General features: G+C 72.7%; 22 protein-coding genes. 8 read left to right on the top strand and 14 right to left on the bottom strand.

Annotated elements, in window-relative coordinates; all coding sequences use genetic code 11:
* Positions 1 to 202: 202 nt before the first annotated feature.
* The 7 genes from AC13HU_RS03765 to AC13HU_RS03735 form a co-directional block, all read right to left on the bottom strand.
* Positions 203 to 787, bottom strand: coding sequence for a short chain dehydrogenase (locus AC13HU_RS03765; protein ID WP_483040271.1), 585 nt, complete (start codon positions 785 to 787; stop codon positions 203 to 205).
* A 55-nt stretch (positions 788 to 842) separates the two neighbouring features.
* On the bottom strand, positions 843 to 2153 hold the full coding sequence (locus tag AC13HU_RS03760; protein ID WP_483040270.1) for an MFS transporter: 1311 nt from the start codon (positions 2151 to 2153) through the stop codon (positions 843 to 845).
* A 112-nt stretch (positions 2154 to 2265) separates the two neighbouring features.
* Complete coding sequence (locus tag AC13HU_RS03755) at positions 2266 to 2481, bottom strand: DUF6191 domain-containing protein (RefSeq protein ID WP_483040269.1); 216 nt, start codon at positions 2479 to 2481, stop codon at positions 2266 to 2268.
* A gap of 471 nt (positions 2482 to 2952) precedes the next feature.
* Positions 2953 to 3312: a peptidase inhibitor family I36 protein gene (locus AC13HU_RS03750; RefSeq protein WP_483040268.1), complete on the bottom strand. Its 360-nt coding sequence runs from the start codon at positions 3310 to 3312 to the stop codon at positions 2953 to 2955.
* 195 nt (positions 3313 to 3507) lie between these two features.
* Positions 3508 to 3966: a cupredoxin domain-containing protein gene (locus AC13HU_RS03745; RefSeq protein WP_483040267.1), complete on the bottom strand. Its 459-nt coding sequence runs from the start codon at positions 3964 to 3966 to the stop codon at positions 3508 to 3510.
* Between the two features lie 161 nt (positions 3967 to 4127).
* A complete protein-coding gene (locus AC13HU_RS03740; RefSeq protein WP_483040266.1) occupies positions 4128 to 4970 on the bottom strand; it encodes a ferritin-like domain-containing protein in 843 nt (280 codons plus the stop codon).
* A complete protein-coding gene (locus AC13HU_RS03735; protein ID WP_483040281.1) occupies positions 4967 to 5755 on the bottom strand; it encodes a ferritin-like domain-containing protein in 789 nt (262 codons plus the stop codon). Before AC13HU_RS03735 ends, AC13HU_RS03740 begins: the two co-directional genes overlap by 4 nt.
* 133 nt (positions 5756 to 5888) lie before the next feature.
* Between AC13HU_RS03735 and AC13HU_RS03730 the strand changes: the two genes are divergently transcribed.
* The 4 genes from AC13HU_RS03730 (at position 5889) to AC13HU_RS03715 (ending at position 7683) form a co-directional block, all read left to right on the top strand.
* On the top strand, positions 5889 to 6098 hold the full coding sequence (locus AC13HU_RS03730) for a hypothetical protein (RefSeq protein WP_483040265.1): 210 nt from the start codon (positions 5889 to 5891) through the stop codon (positions 6096 to 6098).
* Between the two features lie 61 nt (positions 6099 to 6159).
* Positions 6160 to 6747, top strand: coding sequence for a sigma-70 family RNA polymerase sigma factor (locus tag AC13HU_RS03725; RefSeq protein WP_483040264.1), 588 nt, complete (start codon positions 6160 to 6162; stop codon positions 6745 to 6747).
* Entirely contained in the window at positions 6744 to 7487 is a 744-nt protein-coding gene (locus AC13HU_RS03720; protein WP_483040263.1) for an anti-sigma factor, read from the top strand. Before AC13HU_RS03725 ends, AC13HU_RS03720 begins: the two co-directional genes overlap by 4 nt.
* A gap of 67 nt (positions 7488 to 7554) precedes the next feature.
* Positions 7555 to 7683 (top strand): hypothetical protein, encoded by a 129-nt coding sequence (locus AC13HU_RS03715; RefSeq protein ID WP_483040262.1) that lies wholly within the window; start codon positions 7555 to 7557, stop codon positions 7681 to 7683.
* An 8-nt stretch (positions 7684 to 7691) separates the two neighbouring features.
* Here the strand turns inward: AC13HU_RS03715 and AC13HU_RS03710 are convergent, their stop codons facing one another.
* The 5 genes from AC13HU_RS03710 to AC13HU_RS03690 form a co-directional block, all read right to left on the bottom strand.
* Positions 7692 to 8708 (bottom strand): DUF5954 family protein, encoded by a 1017-nt coding sequence (locus AC13HU_RS03710; RefSeq protein WP_483040261.1) that lies wholly within the window; start codon positions 8706 to 8708, stop codon positions 7692 to 7694.
* A gap of 277 nt (positions 8709 to 8985) precedes the next feature.
* Positions 8986 to 10971 (bottom strand): acetate--CoA ligase, encoded by a 1986-nt coding sequence (gene acs / locus AC13HU_RS03705; protein WP_483040260.1) that lies wholly within the window; start codon positions 10969 to 10971, stop codon positions 8986 to 8988.
* Entirely contained in the window at positions 10968 to 11621 is a 654-nt protein-coding gene (locus AC13HU_RS03700; RefSeq protein WP_483040259.1) for an acetate uptake transporter, read from the bottom strand. The genes acs and AC13HU_RS03700 overlap by 4 nt, the downstream gene beginning before the upstream one ends.
* Positions 11618 to 12292, bottom strand: a complete 675-nt coding sequence (locus tag AC13HU_RS03695) for an RHS repeat domain-containing protein (protein ID WP_483040258.1) — start codon at positions 12290 to 12292, stop codon at positions 11618 to 11620. The genes AC13HU_RS03700 and AC13HU_RS03695 overlap by 4 nt, the downstream gene beginning before the upstream one ends.
* Positions 12293 to 12650: 358 nt before the next feature.
* Positions 12651 to 13379, bottom strand: a complete 729-nt coding sequence (locus AC13HU_RS03690) for a WXG100-like domain-containing protein (protein WP_483040257.1) — start codon at positions 13377 to 13379, stop codon at positions 12651 to 12653.
* A 380-nt stretch (positions 13380 to 13759) separates the two neighbouring features.
* On the opposite strand from AC13HU_RS03690, the gene AC13HU_RS03685 reads away from it, so the two are divergent.
* The 4 genes from AC13HU_RS03685 to AC13HU_RS03670 are packed head-to-tail and all read left to right on the top strand — an operon-like array spanning position 13760 to position 18250.
* The gene (locus AC13HU_RS03685; RefSeq protein ID WP_483040256.1) at positions 13760 to 14941 is read left to right on the top strand and encodes a sensor histidine kinase; all 1182 of its coding nucleotides are present in this window, start codon (positions 13760 to 13762) and stop codon (positions 14939 to 14941) included.
* Positions 14938 to 15813, top strand: a complete 876-nt coding sequence (locus tag AC13HU_RS03680) for a LytR/AlgR family response regulator transcription factor (protein WP_483040255.1) — start codon at positions 14938 to 14940, stop codon at positions 15811 to 15813. Before AC13HU_RS03685 ends, AC13HU_RS03680 begins: the two co-directional genes overlap by 4 nt.
* Complete coding sequence (locus AC13HU_RS03675; protein WP_483040254.1) at positions 15777 to 16451, top strand: DUF485 domain-containing protein; 675 nt, start codon at positions 15777 to 15779, stop codon at positions 16449 to 16451. The genes AC13HU_RS03680 and AC13HU_RS03675 overlap by 37 nt, the downstream gene beginning before the upstream one ends.
* Complete coding sequence (locus AC13HU_RS03670) at positions 16448 to 18250, top strand: sodium/solute symporter (protein WP_483040253.1); 1803 nt, start codon at positions 16448 to 16450, stop codon at positions 18248 to 18250. The genes AC13HU_RS03675 and AC13HU_RS03670 overlap by 4 nt, the downstream gene beginning before the upstream one ends.
* 386 nt (positions 18251 to 18636) lie before the next feature.
* Here the strand turns inward: AC13HU_RS03670 and AC13HU_RS03665 are convergent, their stop codons facing one another.
* Complete coding sequence (locus AC13HU_RS03665) at positions 18637 to 18885, bottom strand: hypothetical protein (RefSeq protein ID WP_483040252.1); 249 nt, start codon at positions 18883 to 18885, stop codon at positions 18637 to 18639.
* Between the two features lie 270 nt (positions 18886 to 19155).
* Complete coding sequence (locus AC13HU_RS03660) at positions 19156 to 19527, bottom strand: DUF2255 family protein (protein WP_483040251.1); 372 nt, start codon at positions 19525 to 19527, stop codon at positions 19156 to 19158.
* Positions 19528 to 19633: the final 106 nt, after the last annotated feature.

Genomic DNA, 19633 nt, shown 5'->3' with positions numbered 1-19633 from the left:
GCGCGGCCCGGCGAGAGCCGCGACATCTCCGCCCCTCGGCCCGCGGGCACTTCCCTCGGGCGAGCCGCGCTTCACCGCGCCGAGCGGGTGAATCCGGCCCACGGGCCCTCCCGGCAAGAGGAGTTGGCCTCATACGCGAACCTTCGGGCCGTGCTCAGGGCCGTGCTCAGGGCCGTGCTCAGGGCCGTGCTCAGGGCCGTGCTCAGGGCCGGAACGTCCGCCCCTGCGCGGTGCCTTCCACGGCCGTCACATACGCCTGAGCGACTTCGGCGACCGGTGTGCCGCCTGCGCCGTCCTCGCCCATGCTCCGCAGGGTCTCGCTGATCCAGCCGGGGCTGACCACGTTGATCCGCAGCCCGCGCGGGAGTTCGGCCGCCGCGTTGCCGACGAAGCCCTCGATACCGTTGTTGATCAGGGCGCCCAGCGAGCCCCCGGCCATGGGCGCGGCGAAGGTGCCGGCGGTCAGCGTGATCGACCCGCCGTCGCGCAGGTGCCGTACGGCCGCCTGGGCCAGGGCCACTTGCCCGAGCAGCTTGCCCCGCATCCCTGCGGCCATCTCCTCGGCGGTCGCCGACTCCAGCGACACCAGCGGCCCGCTCGCGGCACAGCACACCACCGCGTCGAGCCCGTCCGTCGTCGCCAACAGCGCCTCCACCGAGGCCGGTTGGTCCAGGTCGACGCGCACCGGACCGCTGCGCGAGGCGCCCACCACCTGATGCGACACGCTGAGCGCCTCGACCACGGCCCTGCCGACCGTCCCGGTCGCTCCCACCACGAGTATCTTCACCCCGTCGATCATGCCACCGTCGCGCTCGCCCCCGGCGTGCCAGGTGTGGCGGGTGTCAGGCCGCGCCTGCGGCGGGGAGTGCGGCGGCGGGGCGGGTCAGCGGGAGGTCGCGCATGCCGCGCAGCGGGGAGAAGAACAGCCAAAGGCCCGCGCAGCAGCCGCCGGTGACGGCGACCCACAAGGTGGGCCGGACGCCGAGCGAGGTCGCGAGGGCGCCGCCGACCAGGCCGCCGAGCGGGAGGGTGCCCCAGTTGATCCAGCGCGCGGCGGCGCTGACCCGGCCGAGCAGGTCGGGCGGGCAGGCGGCCTGGCGGTAACTGGTCAGCGAGATACTCGAAACCGTGGCGGAGAACGTCCACGAGATCCAGCCGAGGCCGAACAGCAGCACCCGCCAGCCGCGCCCGGTCAGCGGGATCAGCATGCCGGGCAGCGACATCACGGTCATCGCGAGCCAACTCACCCGCGCGGAGCCGACCTTACGGGCCAGGGTCTTCGCCATTACGCCGCCGGCCACCCCGCCGACCGCGCCCAGCGCCAGCAACAGCCCGACCAGGGACGGGCCCAGGTGCAGGGTGCGGACCAGGAAGACCGGCCCGAGGGTCTCCACCATGATCACGAAGAAGTTGGCGGTGCCGGTGAACGCCAGCGAGTGGCGTAGCACGGGGTCGCGCGCCACGTGGGCGAGGCCGGCGCCGATCTGCGCGCGCAGCGTGGGCCGGGGCGTCCCCGCCGCCGCGCGCGGCCGGCGCGGCTCGCGGGTGCGGATCGCCGACAGGGAGGCGGCCGACACCGCGAAGGAGAGCGCGTCGGCGGCCATCGCCCCCGCGGCGCCGACCAGCGCGACCAGTCCCGCGCCCAGGCTCGGCCCGGCGATCTGCGCGGCCGACTGCGACGCGGCCAACTTGCCGTTGCCGGACATGAGTTGGTCAGGGTCCAGCAGCGTCGGCAGGTAACTCTGGTAGGCGATGGAGAAGAACACGGACAGCACGCCGGCGACGAACGCGACACCGTAGAGCTGCGCGAGGGTCAGCGTCCCGAAGGCGTGGACGAGCGGCACCGACGCCATCACGGCGCACAGTGCGAGGTCGCAGCCGATCATCAGCCGGCGCTTGGCGACCCGGTCCACCACGGCACCGGCCGGCAGCGCCACCAGCAGGTACGCGCTCGTCTGCGCGACCGACAGCAGGCCGACCTGGAACGCGGTGGCCTTCAGCAGCACCACGGCGACGAGCGGCAGTGCGAGCACCGAGACCTGCGAGCCCACCTCGCTGACCGTCTGGCCGCCCCACAGCAGCAGGAACTCGCGATCGCGTCGCGCCCGCGGGCGCGAGCGCGGTCCGTCGATGTCGGCGCCGGCATCACCCATCGACCGATCGTGTCACCGGCGCCACCCCCGCCCCGTGCGATGTGACCAAGGCCACACCGCCTCCCCGGCGGCGGGTCGGCCCGCGGGTCGGCCCGCGGGTCAGGGAGCAGGCTCAGGCGGCAGGCTCGTCCGGGAGGTCGGCGGGGGCGTCGGCGTCATCGGGCTCCTTGCCCGGCAGCCGCACAGTGACCGTCCCCGAGGCGAGGTCTATCGGTCCCCGCGCCGGGTCGCTGCTGCCCTCGTCCTCCCGGGTCAGCTCCAGCCGGTTGCGCTCGTCCTCGGTGTGCTTGCGGCTCGGCGCGAACAACTCGTCGAAAAAGTTGAACATCGCGGCCCTCCGATCACCTCGGCATCCCGCCCAGGCTACGCCTCATCCCGTCATCCCGACGGCCCAGCGGCAAGCCACCCCCGCAGGGCCCTGGCCAGGCGGCAACCCGACCCCGACCGCGTCCACGCGCCGATCAGCGGCGAGCCGGTAGCAGCCAGGGCCCGCCATCCGTCAGCCTGGCCGCGAGCCCCGGGCGCTCCCACGCCGCGCCCGCGTCCGCGGCACCGATCAGCGGCAGGCCGGCAGCAGCCCGAGGCCCCGCCACCCGCACCCGGACGATCCGGCAACCCCGGAAGCGCAGGCCGGTGGACGCCGGACCGCCTTCCGGCCGATTCGACGAGACCGCGGCCAACGCCCCCGCCAAGCCGCATGCCGGGCGGGGGCCCGGGCGACGCCCACGCGCGCACCGGGGACGCCGGGCACCGCCCGGCACGCCCGGCACGCCCGGCACGCCCGGGCCGGCGGCAGCCGTCAGCAGGCGCCGGGGCCGACCCCGTCGATCTGCCCGCCGAAGTCCTCCAGGTAGGTGGCCCGCCAGTCGCCGTTGAAGACCTGGCGCTTCTGGACCGGCTGCCAGTTGATGAAGCAGGCGTTGACGCCGGCGACGAAGGAGCCGACGTGGTCGTGGAACTGCGGCGGCATGTCGCGGTAGCCGCTGGCCGCGGTCCACTCCCAGGTCGCCCCGGAGAAGCCGTCCTCGCTCCAGAAGCAGACCGAGCCGCCGCTGCACGGCGGCGGGGTCACCGCCGAGGCGGACTGGGCGGGCACCGCGGAGAGCAGCGCGGCACCCATGACGAGCGCGAGCAGGCCGGCGCGCTTACGGATCTGCATGAGAATTCCTCCACATCGGTCGTCGATCGTCGGTCGGCGCCGGCGCGGCCGCGGGACAGTGCGGCGGCAGCGGCACGTTTCCATGATCACGACGTCCGCGAAGGACTTGTAGAGATCTGGGCTGTTTTCACCCGATGGACGCAATCGGCGTGCGCCCTCCGGACATCAACCCGCCGGACGTCAACTCGCCAAGCCTCAGCGCACCTTGAGAGTGCCGGTCATGAACTGGTGGATCGTGCACATGTAGTCGTACGTCCCCGCCTTGCCCGGGGCGGTGAACGTCGTGGTTTTGCCCGGGGCGACGTGGCCGGTGTTGAACAGCTTGCCGGTGGTGGCCGTCACGGTGTGGGCGGTGTCGTCCTCGTTGGTCACCGTGACCTTCGCGCCGGGGTGCACGGTCAACGTGTCCGGGTGGAACGCGAAGTTCTTGATGGTGATCTTCGTCGCGCCGGCCGGCGTCGAGGCGCCGGACGCGGCCGACCCGGACGCGGACGCCGACCCGGACGCCGACGCGGACGTGAACGCCGGCGACGACGTGGCGGCGGACCCGCCGGAGCCGGACGAGGAGGAGCAGCCGGCCAGTGCGAGCAGCGCGGCGGCGACGGCGAGGGCCGCGGCCTTGCCGGGTCGGGCGGAGATGCGGAAGTCGGTCACGTCGGGCCTCGGTTCGGGACGGTACAAGTACGGATACGGCAGGGGCGGGTGGCCCGGGACGGCGGCCCGGGAGGGTGGCCCGGGAGGGTGGCCCACCCCATGCGCATGGGCGGACCACCCAGCCCCTGGGCACCGGTCCTGTGGTGTTCCGTACGGTCGGGTCAGACCGTCAGGAGGGCGGGGCTGGCGGCCTTGTCCGTCGGCAGGAAGCTGTCCGGCACCGGGTACTTGCCGAGCACGAAGTTGAGGATCGCCGCGTGCATCGCCTCGACCGGCGCGATGGTCGCCGCGGTGGCGATACCGGCCGCCGCGCTCACGTTGTAGGTCGCGAACAGATACGTCTGCGCGGCCTGGTCCTCCAGCGTGAGCGCCAGGTTCGCGACATCCGTGACCGTCTTGGCCTTGCCCAGCGCCGCGAGGGTGGCGGGCTGGTTGGACAGCGGCACGTTCGTGATCGCGGGCTTGCCGGCGCCGGTCAGTACCGCGTTCCACGCCTTCGCGTGGTCGGCGTGCTGCGCCATCGCGGTGGTCACGAAGGTGGCGATGGCCGGCGGCACCGTACCGAGCTTGCCGGTCTTGGCCGCCTTGAGCGTGGCCTGGTACGCGCCGACCGCCTGGTTCTCCAGTGCCACCGCGAGCGCGACGACCTTCAGGTCACCGGTGTACTGGCTCTTGGAGGAGGCGGACGCGGACCCGGACGCGGAGCCCGAGCCGGACGGCGCGGCGGCGGAGTCGTGCTTGGCGCTGCTGGAACAGGCGGCCAGCGCCATCGCGGCCGCGAGACCGCCGGCGCCGAACAGGAAACGGCGGCGGGCCGGGTCGCTCGGCTCGTCCTCCTGCGCGCCCTGCTTGCCGAGGTTGCCGCGGATGTCCTCGGCGAGGTCCACCGCGCCGGCCCGCATGGCGGGCAGGGTGTCGCGGTGGGCGGTCTCCATGTCGCGGGTGAGACGGGCGAGTTGGTCCTCGCTGATCGGCATGTCCCAGCCGTCGCGTGCGGTGGTCACTTCACGGCCCCCTCAGTGATCGGCGAGGCGTTCTTGGTCGGGTAGAAGGCGTTGGGGAAACCGACGCTGCCGATGGCCGCGGGGAGCTTGGCGACGTCGGTCGGGATGGCGATCAGGTTGTCGAGGTTGTCGGCGAGCAGCGCCTGCACGGCCAGCAGCGTCGCGCGGTGCTGGGCCTCCACCGGGGCCACCGAGGCGAACAGCTTGCGCAGTTCGGCACTGCTGACCTGGCTGACGTTCTTGGTGTACGTCTGCGCGGCCACGTCCTCCAGCGTGATGGCGAGCTTCACCACGTCGGCCGAGGTCTTGATGGTGGGCAGCGTCTTCTTGACCACGGCCGCGTACTTCGGGTCGGTGCCGGTCTGCGCCTTGCCGCCGGCCTGGGTGACCGCGGCGTTGAACGCCTGTACGTGCGCCTGGTGTTGCGTGGTGGTCTTCGCGATGAAGGCCGCGATCGTCTTGTTGCCGTCCTTGATGAACGACAGGCCCGCGGCGGTCTGGTAGACGCTGATCGCCAGGTTCTCGATCGACGCGGCGGTCTGCAGCGCCTCGACGTCGACGCTCGACGTGGCGGCAGCGGCGCGCACCGATGTCAGCAGTGCCGCGGCACCGGCCGCGCCGGCGACCGTACTGCCGCGCCGCCACCAGCGGTGCGGCTGCGGCCCGTTGGCCTCCGCGAAGTCGGCCAGCGCGTCCTGGGTGATGCGCACGGCGTCGCTGTTCAGGTCCTGGGACTGCTCGGTCAGTTCTTCGAGCAGTCGGGTGTCGATGTGCTCTACGCCCATCACGCCCCATCTCTCCTGGCACCCGCGCGGACCACGGGCACTCTGGGACACGTTCGCCGCTGCGGGCGTCGCGGATTGGTCCGTGGCCCGAAAGCCGCTCCATGTCCACTCCCAGGGGTGAAAACGCCGTCGGGTGGCTGACGACGCGGCCCCGAAGACTCCCGGGACGCCGTCCGGTGACCGCGCTGCGGACCTGGTCCTGGCCCCGATCGCGGTGGACCGGCTGCGCGGTGGCCGGTCGGCGGTCCGGTCGTACGCCCGTTTGCGGTGGGGCGGGTTCGGGGCGTACGCCCATGTACGGCGCGGTGCGGCGGCGTACGCCCGTACTCGGTCCGGGTCGTGACCAATCCGCGAGCCGGGCGGCGACGAATGACCGGTGACCGCATGACAGTCCGGAGGTGTCCATGCGCGTGGCAGCACGTGACGGCCAGTCCCCGGTGCCCCGTTCCGGGGTGCTGGAGTCATTGCTCGACCGGGTCTCCCGGGGTGACCAGGAGGCGTTCGAGCACCTCTACATCGCGGTGGCCGGCGCCGTGCTCGGCCTCGTCCGCCGGGTGGTGCGCGACCCGGCGCAGTCGGAGGAGGTCGCGCAGGAGGTCCTGATCGAGGTCTGGCGGTGCGCAGCCAGGTTCGACCCGGAACAGGGCAGCGCCATGGCGTGGATCATGACGATGGCGCACCGCCGCGCCGTGGACCGGGTGCGGTCGGCGCAGGCGGCCGCCGACCGGGAGCACAGGGCCGGGCTGCGCGACCGGGTGCGCGCGTTCGACGAGGTCACCGACCAGGTGGAGCGGCGGCTGGAACACGAGCAGGTCAGGCGCTGCCTGGAGCGGCTCACCGAACTCCAGCACGAGTCGGTGACCCTCGCCTACTACCGCGGCTACACCTATCAGGAGACCGCGGAAGTGCTCGGGGTGGCCCTGGGCACGGTCAAGACTCGGCTGCGGGACGGGCTGATCCGGCTCCGCGACTGCTTGGGGGTGGCGTCGTGACCGAAGTCGATCTGCACACGCTGACCGGTGCGTACGCGGTCGGCGCGCTGGAGGAGCGGGAGGCGCGGGGCTTCCGCCGGCACCTGACCCGGTGCGCGGCGTGCGACCAGGAGGTACGCGAACTACGGGAGACCGCGGCCCGGTTGGCCCTCGCGGTGGCCGAGGTGCCGCCGGTGGGGCTGCGTGCCCGGGTGATGGCCGCGCTGCCCGAGGTGCGCCAGCTCCCGCCGGAGCGGTCCGGCCCGCAGCGCTCCGGCCCGCGCAACTGGCGTCACCGGCTGCCGTACTTCGCGCTCGCCGCGTGCCTGGCCGCCGCGATCGGCTCCGCCGGGATCGCGGTCCGGGCCGAGCACAGCGCCGACCGGCAGCGGGACCGCACCGCTCAGGCCGAACGCCAGGCGGACCGGCTCGGCACGCTGCTCGCGGCGCCCGACGCCTCCTTCCACACCCAGGGCCTCAAGGGCGGCGGCACCGCGACCGTGGTGTCCTCGGCGCGGGTCGGGCAGGCCGCACTGGTCTACCACGACCTGCCGAAGCTGGCGGGCTCCCGGGTCTACGAGCTGTGGTTCAGCAGGAACGGCACCATGGTGCCGGCGGGCCTGGTGGATTCCGCCGGCGCGTCCGGTTCCGCGCTGCTCAAGGGGCGGGTGGACGGCGCCGACGCGGTCGGGGTGACCGCGGAACCGCGCGGTGGCTCCCCCGTACCCACCTCCGCGCCGCTGGCCGTGCTGCCGCTGTGACGGACGGCTGCGCCCGTGATGGCCTCCCGCCGGGCGCAGCCGTCTCCTCCGTTGGTCGGAGCCGGAGTTGGAGCCTTGGCCGGAGTCGGAGTTGGAGCCGGAGTTGGAGTTGGAGCCGGCCCGCGCGCCGGACACCAGCCGCCCGTACGTGTGCCGCCCGAAGCGCGCCGCCGCGCCGCCGCCCAACCGCCCCTGAAACAGCGGCTATTCGTCGCCGTAGCTGATGGTGCCGTGCTCGTCCATCGTCGGGCGGATCTTCGACGGGCCGTAGGGGTCGATGTCGGAGGGGCGGGGCGGCTCGGGGCCGTCGAGGCCGATCCGAACCATCCGGCCGATCCGGGCGATGAAGAACCGCCGGTCGTGCACGGACAGTTCGTTGGCGCGGCCGGCGGCGCAGAACCGTTCGGCGGCCCGGTCGTAGTCCGCCTTCACCTGCGGGGAGAGCTTGCGCATCCGCGGCCACACCTCGGTGAGGGCCGTGACGAGGATGCGGCGGGCCGCGTGCGGGGTGGGCATGATCGTGGAGAAGGGCTCCCAGCCGTCCTCGGTGCGCTCCACCACGCGGAAGGCGGCGGGCAACACCACGGTGCCGGGGTGGGTTTCCAGCGCCCGGCGGGAGTCGGCGCGTACGTCGGCCGGGTAGCGCTCGCTGCGGTAGTGCAGTTCGCGCAGCGCCAGCCGCTCGGAGCCGGCCACCACCCCGGTGACCGCGGCGTGGTCGATCACGAAGTCCTGGTCCACCTCCGGCTCGTCGGGCATGCCGTCCCAGTCGAGCACCATGGCATCCCGGTCGGCGGGGCGCGGCGGTTCCAGACCGTCCTCGTTGGTGTAGACGTACTCCTCGGCGCGCACCATCCGGTAGCGCACCCCGCACACCGTCAGCTCGTCCAGCGGCTCCTGCTCCAACCTGCTGACCGCGGCGAGCAGTTCGCGGCGTACCAGCGGGTCGTCGGTGTCGTCCTTGGCCTTCAGCCACAGATACGAGTTGAGCGCGTCGCGGGACGCCTGCGGGAACCCCTCCACCGCCGGCGCCACCACCCGCCAGCCGGTCTCACCCGGGGTGTGCGCGGCCAGCCCGAACACCGGGCCGCGGATGATGTAGTGCGCGTAACGGCGGGCGGCGTCCGCCGCGTCGGCCTCCTCCGCGGCCGCCACCGGATGGTCGACCGGTCGCACGCGCATCACCAGACCGTCCGGCTCGACCTGTTCCTCGCTACTCATACGAGCATTGTGCTCACACAGGGTGCATCCTTGTCAGGCGTTCGCGCCGACTCATATGCACGGCATCAACACACTTTCTCCCGACCGCAGTTGACGTTGCATCAGAAACCCGGCCGTCCGTGCCGCGATCAGCGGGAACTACCCGTCCCGCGCAGCGCCGCGCGCAACCGGCCGACGCCTGCTCCATGTCCCCCATCCGCCCACCGTACCTTCGGCCCCGCAACGGTGAGCGGCGCGGTACGGCCCCGTCGGGTCGTACCGCACCACGCGTGCCGCGCTACTCCTCCTCGCCCCCGCCCGAGGGCCCGCTCGGCAGCCCCTCCTTGATCGCGTCCATCACGGTGGAGTCGGTGAGCGTCGTGACGTCGCCCAGCGCGCGGTTCTCCGCGATGTCCCGCAGCAGGCGGCGCATGATCTTGCCGGAGCGGGTCTTGGGCAACTCGGCCACCACCAGGAGTTGCCGCGGCCGGGCGATCGGCCCGATCTCCTTGGCCACGTGGGCACGCAACTCCTTGGCCAGGTCGTCCCCTTGGGCCTCGGCGGCGGCCCGCTCGCCGGCGCCGCGCAGGATCACGAACGCCACGATGCCCTGCCCGGTGGTCGGGTCGGCGGCCCCGACCACGGCCGCCTCGGCGACGTACGGGTGCGAGACGAGCGCGGACTCGACCTCCGTGGTGGAAATCCGGTGCCCGGAGACGTTCATGACGTCGTCCACCCGGCCCAGCAGCCAGATGTCGCCGTCCTCGTCCTTCTTCGCGCCGTCGCCCGCGAAGTAGTACCCGGGGAAGCGCGACCAGTACGTGTCGACGTAGCGCTGCTCGTCGCCCCAGATGGTGCGCAGCATCGACGGCCACGGTTGGGTGAGCACCAGGTAGCCGCCGGAGCCGTTGGGCACCGGGTTGCCCGCGTCGTCGACGACCTCCGCGGCGATCCCGGGCAGCGGCCGCAGCGCGCTGCCGGGCTTGCAGGTGCTCACCCCCGGCAGCGGGCTGATCATCTGCGCGCCGGTCTCGGTCTGCCACCAGGTGTCGACCACCGGGCAGCGGTCGCCGCCGATCGCCTGCCGATACCACACCCACGCCTCGGGGTTGATCGGCTCGCCGACCGACCCGAGCAGCCGCAGCGAGGACAGGTCGAAGCGGGCCGGGATCTCCTCGCCCCACTTCATGAAGGTGCGGATCGCGGTGGGCGCGCAGTACAGGATCGTCACGCCGTACTTCTGCACGATCTCCCACCAGCGGCCCTGGTGCGGGGTGTCCGGGGTCCCCTCGTACAGCACCGACGTCACGCCGTTGGCGAGCGGGCCGTAGACGATGTACGAGTGCCCGGTGACCCAGCCGATGTCGGCGGCGGTCCAGAAGACGTCCCGCTCGGGTTTGACGTCGAAGACCGCCCAGTGCGTCCAGGCGACTTGGGTGAGGTAGCCGCCGGTCGTGTGCAGGATGCCCTTGGGGCGGGCCGTGGTGCCCGAGGTGTACATGATGTACAGCGGGTGTTCGGCGTCGAACGCCTCCGGGGTGTGCTCCGCGGGCTGCGCGGCGACCAGGTCGTGCCACCACACGTCGCGGCCCTCGGTCCAGCCGACGTCCTGCCCGGTCCTGCGCACCACGAGCACGTTGCGCACGTCCGGGCACTGCGCGACGGCCTCGTCCACCGCGGGCTTGAGCGCCGAGGGCGCGCCCTTGCGGTAGCCGCCGTCGGCGGTGATCACCACGTGGGCCTCGCAGTCGAGGATGCGGCCGCGCAGCGCGTCGGCGGAGAAGCCGCCGAAGACCACGGTGTGTGGGGCGCCGATCCGGGCGCAGGCGAGCATCGCCACGACCGTCTCGGGGATCATCGGCATGTAGATCGCGATCCGGTCGCCGGCCTGGACGCCCAGCTCCTGGAGGGCGTTGGCGGCCTGGCAGACCTCGTCCTTCAGGTCCGCGTAGGTGAGGGTGCGGGTGTCGCCCGGCTCGCCCTCCCAATGGAACGCCACCCGGCCGCCGTTGCCGGCCTCGACGTGCCGATCCACGCAGTTGTGGGCCGCGTTGAGCCGGCCGCCGACGAACCAGCGGGCGAACGGCGGGTCGCTCCAGTCGCGCACCTGCGTCCAGGGCGCGGCCCAGTCCAGCCGGCCGGCCGCCTCGGCCCAGAACGCCTCGCCGTCGGCGGCGGCCCGGTCGTACGCCTCGGCGGTCACGTTGCCCTCAGCGGCGAGGGCCGCCGGCGGAGGGAACCGGCGGTCCTCGGACAAGAGGTTGGAGAGGGTCTCGCCACTCATGCGTGCGGCTCCTCGACCGGACCGCCCCGCCGGCCGAACGCGGCGCCGGCGAGCGGGCCGAGCGGGATGACCGGGCGCTTCCACGTCGAGTTGGTGACGACGGCGAAGGACGCGTACCAGGCGAACACCGCGGTGACCAGGCCGATCCAGCCGCCGACCTTGGTGACGGTGACGTTCGTCGCGAACTCCCCGACGGCCAGCACGATGAAGGTCGCGGACAGTGCGACGAACACCGCGAGCAGTGCCGCGTTGGTGCGCAGCGCGGCGGCCGTCATGTAGACCGTGAAGACGGCCCAGACCACCAGGTACAGGCCGGTGGCCTGGTGCGCGGTGTCCGGCGGCAGCGTACCGACCACGAACTTCACGTAGGCCGCGTACGACAGCCAGAACGCGCCGTACGACGCGAACGCGGTCGCCCCGAAGGTGTTGCCCTTGCGGAACTCCCACATGCCCGCGAGGAGTTGGATCAGGCCGCCGTAGAACAGCGCGAGCGGCAGCACCACGGTGAGCAGGTTCTGGTCGATCAGGTGCGCGTTGAACGCGCTGAGGACGAACGTGGTGGACGCGAAGCCGGCCAGGCCGAGCGGTCCGGGGTCGGCGATGGTGTCAGCGGGGGCGGCAGGTGCGGAGGCGGGTGCGACGGTGCTCATCTGCGGGGTTCCTCCTCGTTGAGGAAGGCAGCGGTCGTCGGCAGCGCACGGCCCTGCGGCCGCGTACTGCCCGGGGCCGTTCCCGGCCCCCGCTCCACGCTAGGACGCCGCGCACCCCCGATCCCCCGTCCGCCGCCCGCCGTTCGCCCAGCGGTCCCCACCACTCGGTGAATGGTCCCCCACTCACGGTGAACGGTCGAAGCGAGCCCCAGCGGGAGCGCGGTGGAGGTGGCCGGTGGCCGTCTCTCAGCGGGGCTGTCCGGGTGGATCACGGCGGTGACGTTCTCCGCCGCGTCGTGCTCGTAGCGGGTGGTGCGACCCAGCGGATCGGTGAAGGTCTTCAGCAGCCGGTTGTCCTCGCTCCACTCCTGAACGGAGACGTGGCCGAGCGGGTCGGTGCTGCGCACGGTCCGGTAGGCCGCGTTGAACGGGACGACCGGAGACCCTGCACTCGGCGGCGGATACTCAAGGCGCGTCCCGTCCGCGCCGAGCAGCACGGCCCCGTGCGCGTCGAGTTGCAGCCGCCGATCCAGCGTGGACGTCCAACTCCTGCCGAACCAGACGCCGTTGCGGTACGACGAGAGGTGAGTGCGGCGAACCACCAGCGGCAGCGCGCCCGGCAGCCGGACGTCGACCACGGGCATGACCGGCTCGCCGCTGGCCACGTCCACCGGGTCGCCCTCGCAGTGCCTGCTCTCGGGCGGGCGGGAGTCCCGGTCCCCGTCGCCCGAGCGGGCGTTGGGCGGTCCGTCGTCGTGCGGGGGCTTGCCGCCGTCCTCGTGGGGCCGGTGTCCTCCTTCGCCGGGGTCGTGGGGTGAGGTGAGGTGAGAGGGTCGTCCTTGGCGTCGCGCATCAACTTGCTCAGGTGGGTGGCGTGTTTGACGTCGGTGGCGGCGGTGTCCTCGGCGATGCCGGTCAGGTTGCGGCCGGTGGAGTGGTAGAGGTTCCTGACCGCTTTGCCGGCGTCCTCGCCCAGCATCTTGCCGAGCTTGGTGGCGCTGTGCTGCAGGGCCGCCACGATCCGGTTGGTCACTGGAAGTCCACCCCGGCGAGCTTCGTCTGCAGGGTCTTGGCGTGACCGGCGATGGTGTCCGCGTGGCCGTGCATCGTCTGCGCGTGGATCTTCAGCATGTCCGGGTGGATCGTGAACCCGTCCCCCGGCTCCCAACCCTCCATGGACACCCCCAACGCGTCCTCGGTGGCCTTGAACATCAGCCCGCCCACGGCCTTGCCGACCGCCTCCACCAGCGGTTCCAGCGCCGCCTCGATGATCTTCCCGATGATGTACTGGGTGAGCTGGTCCTCCAGCACCTGCACGGCCTTCTCCGCCGCCTTCACCGTCACCGCCGCGGCGGCCTCCGACAGCCCGAGCGTCTCCACCGCGGCCGCCTGCTCCGTCACGAATGCCGCTGCCAGCGCCACCAGCTCCGCGATGCACTGGGCCTTCATCGTGACGATCACACCCGCCGCCACATCCAGCGCGTCCGCCACCACATGGCACAGCCGCACCAACTCGCTCATGTGCGAGGCCGACTTGTCGCCCCACGCCTCCAACAGCGCCTCATACGAGGGTCCCTGGTAGTGCGCTCCCAACTGCTTCACCGTCGACGTCGCGTCCTGGTGCGTGGTGTCCACCGCGTTGGCGAACTCCCTTATGTGTGAAGCGAAATCACGAACGTGATCCTCGTTCACCGTGGGCCAGTCCACCCCGATGATGTTCAGGAACGACACCACAGGACCCGGTAGCTCAATCGCCACGCTGCCCCCCTCGCCCGCTCGACCGGCGCGGCGCGCCGGTCCGGTCCGGCCTGGGTCGTCTCCGTCGGGCTTGCATTCAGTGAACCTCAGCCTGCCGACGTGTCGCCGTCCGCTTTCGGTCATTTCTCCGGGCGGATGACGTGATGGCGTGAACCATCCCGGCCCCGCGGTCGCCGCCCGGACTTCGCGGTCAGCGCCCGCCCCCTCCGTGAGAACCACGCCTCCGCCCCCGGACGCGGTTCCGGTGCGGCGCCACGCGGGGGCGGCACGCGGGAACGGCACGCGGGGCGCCGTGCGGAAGTGGAGCCGGGGGCGGATGCGCGGGAGCGAAGCGTGCAGGGGGCTATTGAGGGGAGTTCGGGATGGCGATAATGCGACATATGAGCTCGGTGATCACCGTGGTGTCGGTCGCATTGGTGATCGCGGGCGCTGCGGCAGCGCTGTTCTGGCTGGTGAGAGGGCGAAGAGGATTCGGCACGCCCGCGGACCGCGCCGCGTTCGCGACCCTGCACCAGGCGTCGCTGGCGGCGCCGCCCCTGCGGGACGGCCTGAACGCGGACTCCGCGAAACGGGCGGCGCGCCACCTGCGGGAGTTGCTGGGAACGCCCGCGCTGGCGGTGGTGGGAGAAGAAACCCTGCTCGCGTGGGAGGGTCCGGGCCGTAAGCACGCCGCGCAGGCGGTCGCGCACGCGAAGGACGCGATGGACGCGGGCCGCCCCTGGGTGGTGCCGGCGGAGGCGATCGCGTGCGAGGACCTGGACTGCCCGGTGCGCAGCGCCGTGGTGGTGCCGCTGGTGGTCGACGGCCTGGTGGTGGGCGCGCTGTCGGTGTACGCGCGGCAGGTGTCGGCGGGGCTGGTCCGGGCCGCGGGCGAGGTCGCGCACTGGATGATCTCGCAGCTCGAACTCGCCGAGCTGGACCGGTCCAGGACCCGGGTGATCGAGGCGGAGTTGAAGGCGCTGCGCGCGCAGATCTCCCCGCACTTCGTCTACAACTCGCTCACCGCGATCGCGTCCTTCGTCCGCACCGACCCGGACCAGGCCCGAGAACTGCTCCTGGAGTTCGCCGAGTTGACCCGGTACAGCCTGCGCCGGCACGGCGAGTTCAGCACCCTCGCGGAGGAGTTGCGCTCGGTGGACCGCTATCTGCGCCTGGAACGCGCCCGGTTCGGCGCGCGGCTGCGGGTGGACCTGCTGATCGCGCCCGAAGTGCTGCCGGTGGCGGTGCCGTTCCTCTGCCTGCAACCGCTGGTGGAGAACGCGGTACGGCACGGCCTCGGCCCGAAGGCCAGTTCGGGCCGGATCACGATCCGGGCCGAGGACGCCGGTGCGGAGTGCCGGATCAGTGTGGAGGACGACGGCGTGGGCATGGACCCTGAGCGGGTGCGCGCGCAGCTCGCCGGCAAGGCCGGCGGGGACTCGCTGGGTCTGGGCAATGTGGACGAGCGGCTGCGCGCGGTGTTCGGCGACGAGTACGGATTGGTGGTGGAGACCGCACAGGGTGCGGGGACGAAGATCAACGTCAGGGTGCCCAAGTACCGGAACGGGGTGCACGCTTCGTGAGACCGCTACAGGTCCTCGCGGTGGACGACGAGCCGCCCGCGCTGGAGGAGTTGACGTATCTGCTGCGCGGCGACCGGCGGGTGGGCCGGGTGCTGGCGGCGGACGGCAGCGAGGAGGCGCTGCGGCTGCTGGAGGACGGCAGCACCGACGCGGTCTTCCTGGACATCCGCATGCCGGGCCTGGACGGGTTGGACCTGATGCGCGTGCTCGGCCGGTTCGCGCACCCGCCGGCGGTGGTGTTCGTCACCGCCTACGAGGACTTCGCGGTGTCGGCGTTCGCCCTCAACGCCTGCGACTACCTGCTCAAACCGGTCGGCCCGCAGCGCCTCGCGGAGGCGGTCCGCCGGGTGGCCGCGCTGATCGAGAGCGGCGGCACGGCGCCGGGCGCGCCCGGCTCACCCGTACCGGACCCGGCGCCCGCACCGATGCCCGGACCCAACGGCCTTCCGGTGCAGGCCCGTTCGGCCCCCGACCGGCTGGTGCACCCGGTCCGTCCCGTTCAGCACCCGGCCCGCTCCGACGAGCGCATACCCGTCGAGGCGGGCGGCGTCACCCGTTTCGTCTCCCGCGACGAGGTGTCCTACGTCGAAGCCCAAGGCGACTACGTACGCCTGCACACGCGCGGCGGCGCGCCCCTGCTCCGTATCCCGCTGGCCGTGCTGGAGGAACGCTGGGGCCCGCACGGGTTCCTGCGCATACACCGGCGGTTCCTGGTGTCGCTGGGGCACGTGGAGGAGCTGCGCTCGGACGCCGGGCACTGGACGGTACGGGTCGCGGGCGGCGAACTCCCGGTCAGCAGGCGGCACTCACGCGAGCTGCGGGATCTGCTGACCCGGTGGGCGCCGCGACCGGGGCCGGGCGGCCGGCCGTGATCGGCGGCCACCAGCCGCAACCGCCGCCACCGCGCCGCACCGCGGTGTCGGGCCCGCGCAGGCACCGTCCCGGCGGCTGGTCGGCGCGCGCCGGACCGGCCGATCTGCACGAGCAGCCCCGGCTCGGCCAGGTCTACGTACGCTCTCTCGTCCGCGACCAACTGCGGCTCGCCCTAGGAGTGTTGGCGGTGCTGGCGGTGGTGCTCGGCGGCGTGCCGGCGGCGTTCGCGCTGCTGCCCGGGCTGCGCACCGCCTCGGTCTTCGGCTTCCGGCTGGCCTGGCTGCTGCTCGGGGTGGTGGCGTACCCGGTGCTGCTCGGGATGGCCTGGTTCCACGTCCGGCATGCCGAGCGGGTGGAGCGGGACTTCACGGAGTTGCTGCACGGGCCGGACCCGGCGGGGTCCCCTGCGGAGCTGGATGCCGTCACCAACTCGCTTGCCGGGCAGACCGGTTCGGCGGAGTTCGGCGCGGACCTTGCGGAACCGGGTCCCGCAGGTCCGGTTTCGGCGGAACCCCACTCCGTTGGCCCCGGCTCGGCCGACCCCGATCCGGCGGCCCCCAACTCCGCGGACCCCAACTCCGCGACACCCAACTCGGCCGCTCCCAACTCGGCTTTCGCCGATCCCGGTGCCGGGTGAACCCCGCGCTCGGGCTCGCCGCGCTCGCCGCCGTACTCGTGGCGACCGTCGCCGTCGGTGTCTACGGGCTGCGGCTGTCCCGCGCCACCTCGGACTTCTACGTGGCCTCCCGCGAGGTCTCGCCGCTGTGGAACGCCTCCGCGATCAGCGGGGAGTACCTGTCGGCGGCGTCCTTCCTCGGCGTCGCGGGCCTGGTGATGGCGTACGGCGTGGACATGCTGGCGTACCCGGTCGGCTACGCGGCCGGCTATCTGGTACTCCTGCTGCTGGTCGCGGCCCCCTTGCGGCGCTCGGGCGCGTACACGCTGCCGGACTTCGCCGAGGAGCGGCTCGGCTCCACCGCGGTGCGCCGGGTGGCGAGCGTGCTGGTCGCGGTGATCGCCTGGCTCTACCTGGCACCCCAACTCCAGGGCGCGGGGCTGACGTTGCAGACGGTGACGGGGGCGCCCCGGTGGGCGGGCGCGGTGGTGGTCGCGGGCGCGGTGGTCATCGTGTCGGCGGCGGGCGGCATGCGCAGCGTCACCCTCGTGCAGGGCCTGCACTTCTGGTTGAAGCTGATCGCGATCGCGGTGCCCGCGCTGTTCCTGGTGATGGCCTGGCGGACCGCCGGATCACCCGCGCTGACCGGCTCCGACGTGCCCCGCTTCCCGCACACCACGGTGGTCCGCGTCCAGGACCCGGTGCGCTTCGACGTCCGCGCCCCGGTGACGGTCGCGGTCAGCGGCGGCCTGGACGGGAAGACGTACGAGGGCGCGGATGCGGGCGGGAACCGTTCGGGCGGCGGCGACTTGGGGCCGGACACCCGGACCCGGCCCCATACTCGTATCCGTACCGTACGGCTCACGGTCGGCGAGCACTCCGCCTCCGCCGGGGCGCGGCTCACCTTCCCCGCCGGGGTGCCGGTGCCGCACCAGGTGGGCCTCGCGCCCGCGACCGGTGCGCAGTGGGCCCGTCCGCTGTCCGGCGCAGGCGGCCGCGCGCACCCGCTGTACGCGGTGTACTCGATCCTGCTCGCCACGTTCCTCGGCACGATGGGCCTGCCGCACGTCCTCGTGCGCTTCTACACCAACCCCGACGGGCGGGCCGCACGCCGTACGACGCTTCTGGTCCTGGTGCTGCTGAGCGGCTTCTACCTGCTGCCGCCGGTGTACGGGGCGCTCGGCCGGGTGTTCGCGCCCCAACTCCTGCTCACCGGGCGGACCGACACCGCCGTTCTGGTGCTGCCGCAGATCGTGCAGGGCGGTGAGGCCGGGCGGTTGCTGGCCGCGCTGGCCACCGCGGGCGCCTTCGCGGCGTTCGTGTCCACCGCGTCGGGGCTGACCGTGTCGGTGGCCGCGGTGGTCTCGCAGGACCTGTTGCGCGGGTCGGCGCGCGGCTTCCGGTGGGCCTCGCTGGTGGCCGGGGTGCCGCCGCTGGTGATGGCCACCACGACCTCCGGGCTCCCGGTCGCCGACGCGATCGGCCTCGCCTTCGCCGTCGCCGCGTCGTCCTTCTGCCCGCTGCTGGTGCTCGGGATCTGGTGGCGCGGGCTCACCGACCGCGGCGCCCTGGCGGGGCTCGTCGCCGGGGGCGGGCTGGCCGCGGTGGCCGTCGTCGTCACCAGCGTCCGCGGACCCGGCCACGGTTGGGGCGCCGCGCTCCTGGAAGAACCGGCCGCCTGGACGGTCCCGATCGCCTTCACCGTCATGGTGGTGGGCTCCCTCCTCACCCGCACCCGCATTTCACCCGCCGCCGTGGACCGCGTCATGCTGCGCATGCACCTACCCGAAGAGGTGACGGGGCCGCCTCCGACGGAGTGAGCAAGGTGAGCCGGGTGGGAGCCCGCCGTACGGCTCCGCGCGGTTGGGGCCGCTCCGCTTCCGGAGGTGCCGAACGGCCGTTCCGCGTGGCCGAGTTGGGGATCAGTGTCATGCGGCCCCCTGCGGGCCGTCACGCCTCCAGCGCGCCCGTGACCAGCAGTCGAAGCGATGTCGCAAGCCGTCGAGGCGGTCGGACCGGCCCGTAGCTACGGCCGCCTGGCACCGACGGCCAGCTGCCCTGACAGGCGGCCGGCCGTCCCGCGTCCGCGGCCAGGCCGGCACGGCGTCCGACCGAAAGGCCGCCACCGCCTTACGCGCTTGAGCAACGCGGAGCGACACACACGCCATGTCGCGCAAGTTGGCCGGAGACGCCTACCGGGGCGTGTTCAAGCTGCCAGTGCGGGTGCGGCAAAACGGGCCCGCTCGTAGAGATCACGTGCGGCCGAGTTCTTGAGGTGCGGCCGGATCAGGCGGAACATTTCCCTGACGCGCTCGTCCACCTTACCGGAATTCATCGACGGGTAACCCTCAAGTACTTTCGTCCGCGTGGCACAGGCGGCATCCAGATGCCCGATTCGCAATTGGCGCTCGGCCAACAGGCAGAGCCCGGGCCGCACCGCACCTTCTCCGTTCATTCGTGTCATTCGTGCCGGCAGGCCCGATGACTCCGGTTCAATTCCGGACAAGGGGACTTGGAGACCCGGTACGCGGAATTCCCCTGTCCCCGGGGCTCATTGCCGCATGGCCGACACCGTAGAGAGGAGATCCGTATGGACGGCTCCAGGGGGCGGGGGCATCTCCCGGCGATGCCAGGGGGAGAACGGCGCGAGCACCCCCACCGGCAGGTGGTCCCGGGGCCGACAGCACCACCCACCCCGGAGGGTCCGGTCGACCGGCCGAAGGCATCAGCGGGGTTCGAGGCCGAGCGTGGCGGTCCGCGCACCCTCGGTGAGGACGTTCTCGACGATGCCGGTGTAGCGCCCGTACTTGTCGCGATACGCAGCGTCCACGTCGGCGTACTCGCCGGGGTCGGCCTCGCGGAACGCCACCTGCCTCCGTACGCCCCCGGCCTCGACGAGGCCCTCGCGCCGGGACCGCGTGCCCCGGTACCAGGGGCCGCCGGTGCCCTTCACCGAGCGGACGTAGAGGCGGTCCCCGACGCGCACCACCCACATGGTCACCGGCGCCCGCAGGGTGCCGTCGCCACGTTCGGACCGCAGGTCCAGTTGGGCGGCCGTGCCGATCTTCTCCAGCTCCGTGTCGTTCCAGTTCGTCATGATCGTCGCTCCCTCGGAACCGCGAAAGTCCGATTACGTCCCCTGGATCCACGGTCACGCGAACCGGGCACCCCGGCCAGCCGAAAGCCCCGCACCACCCCATATC

The organism is Streptomyces sp. NH27 (assembly GCF_056859195.1).
Note: the sequence above shows the minus strand (reverse complement) of the source record. Positions and strands in the feature narration are given on the sequence as shown.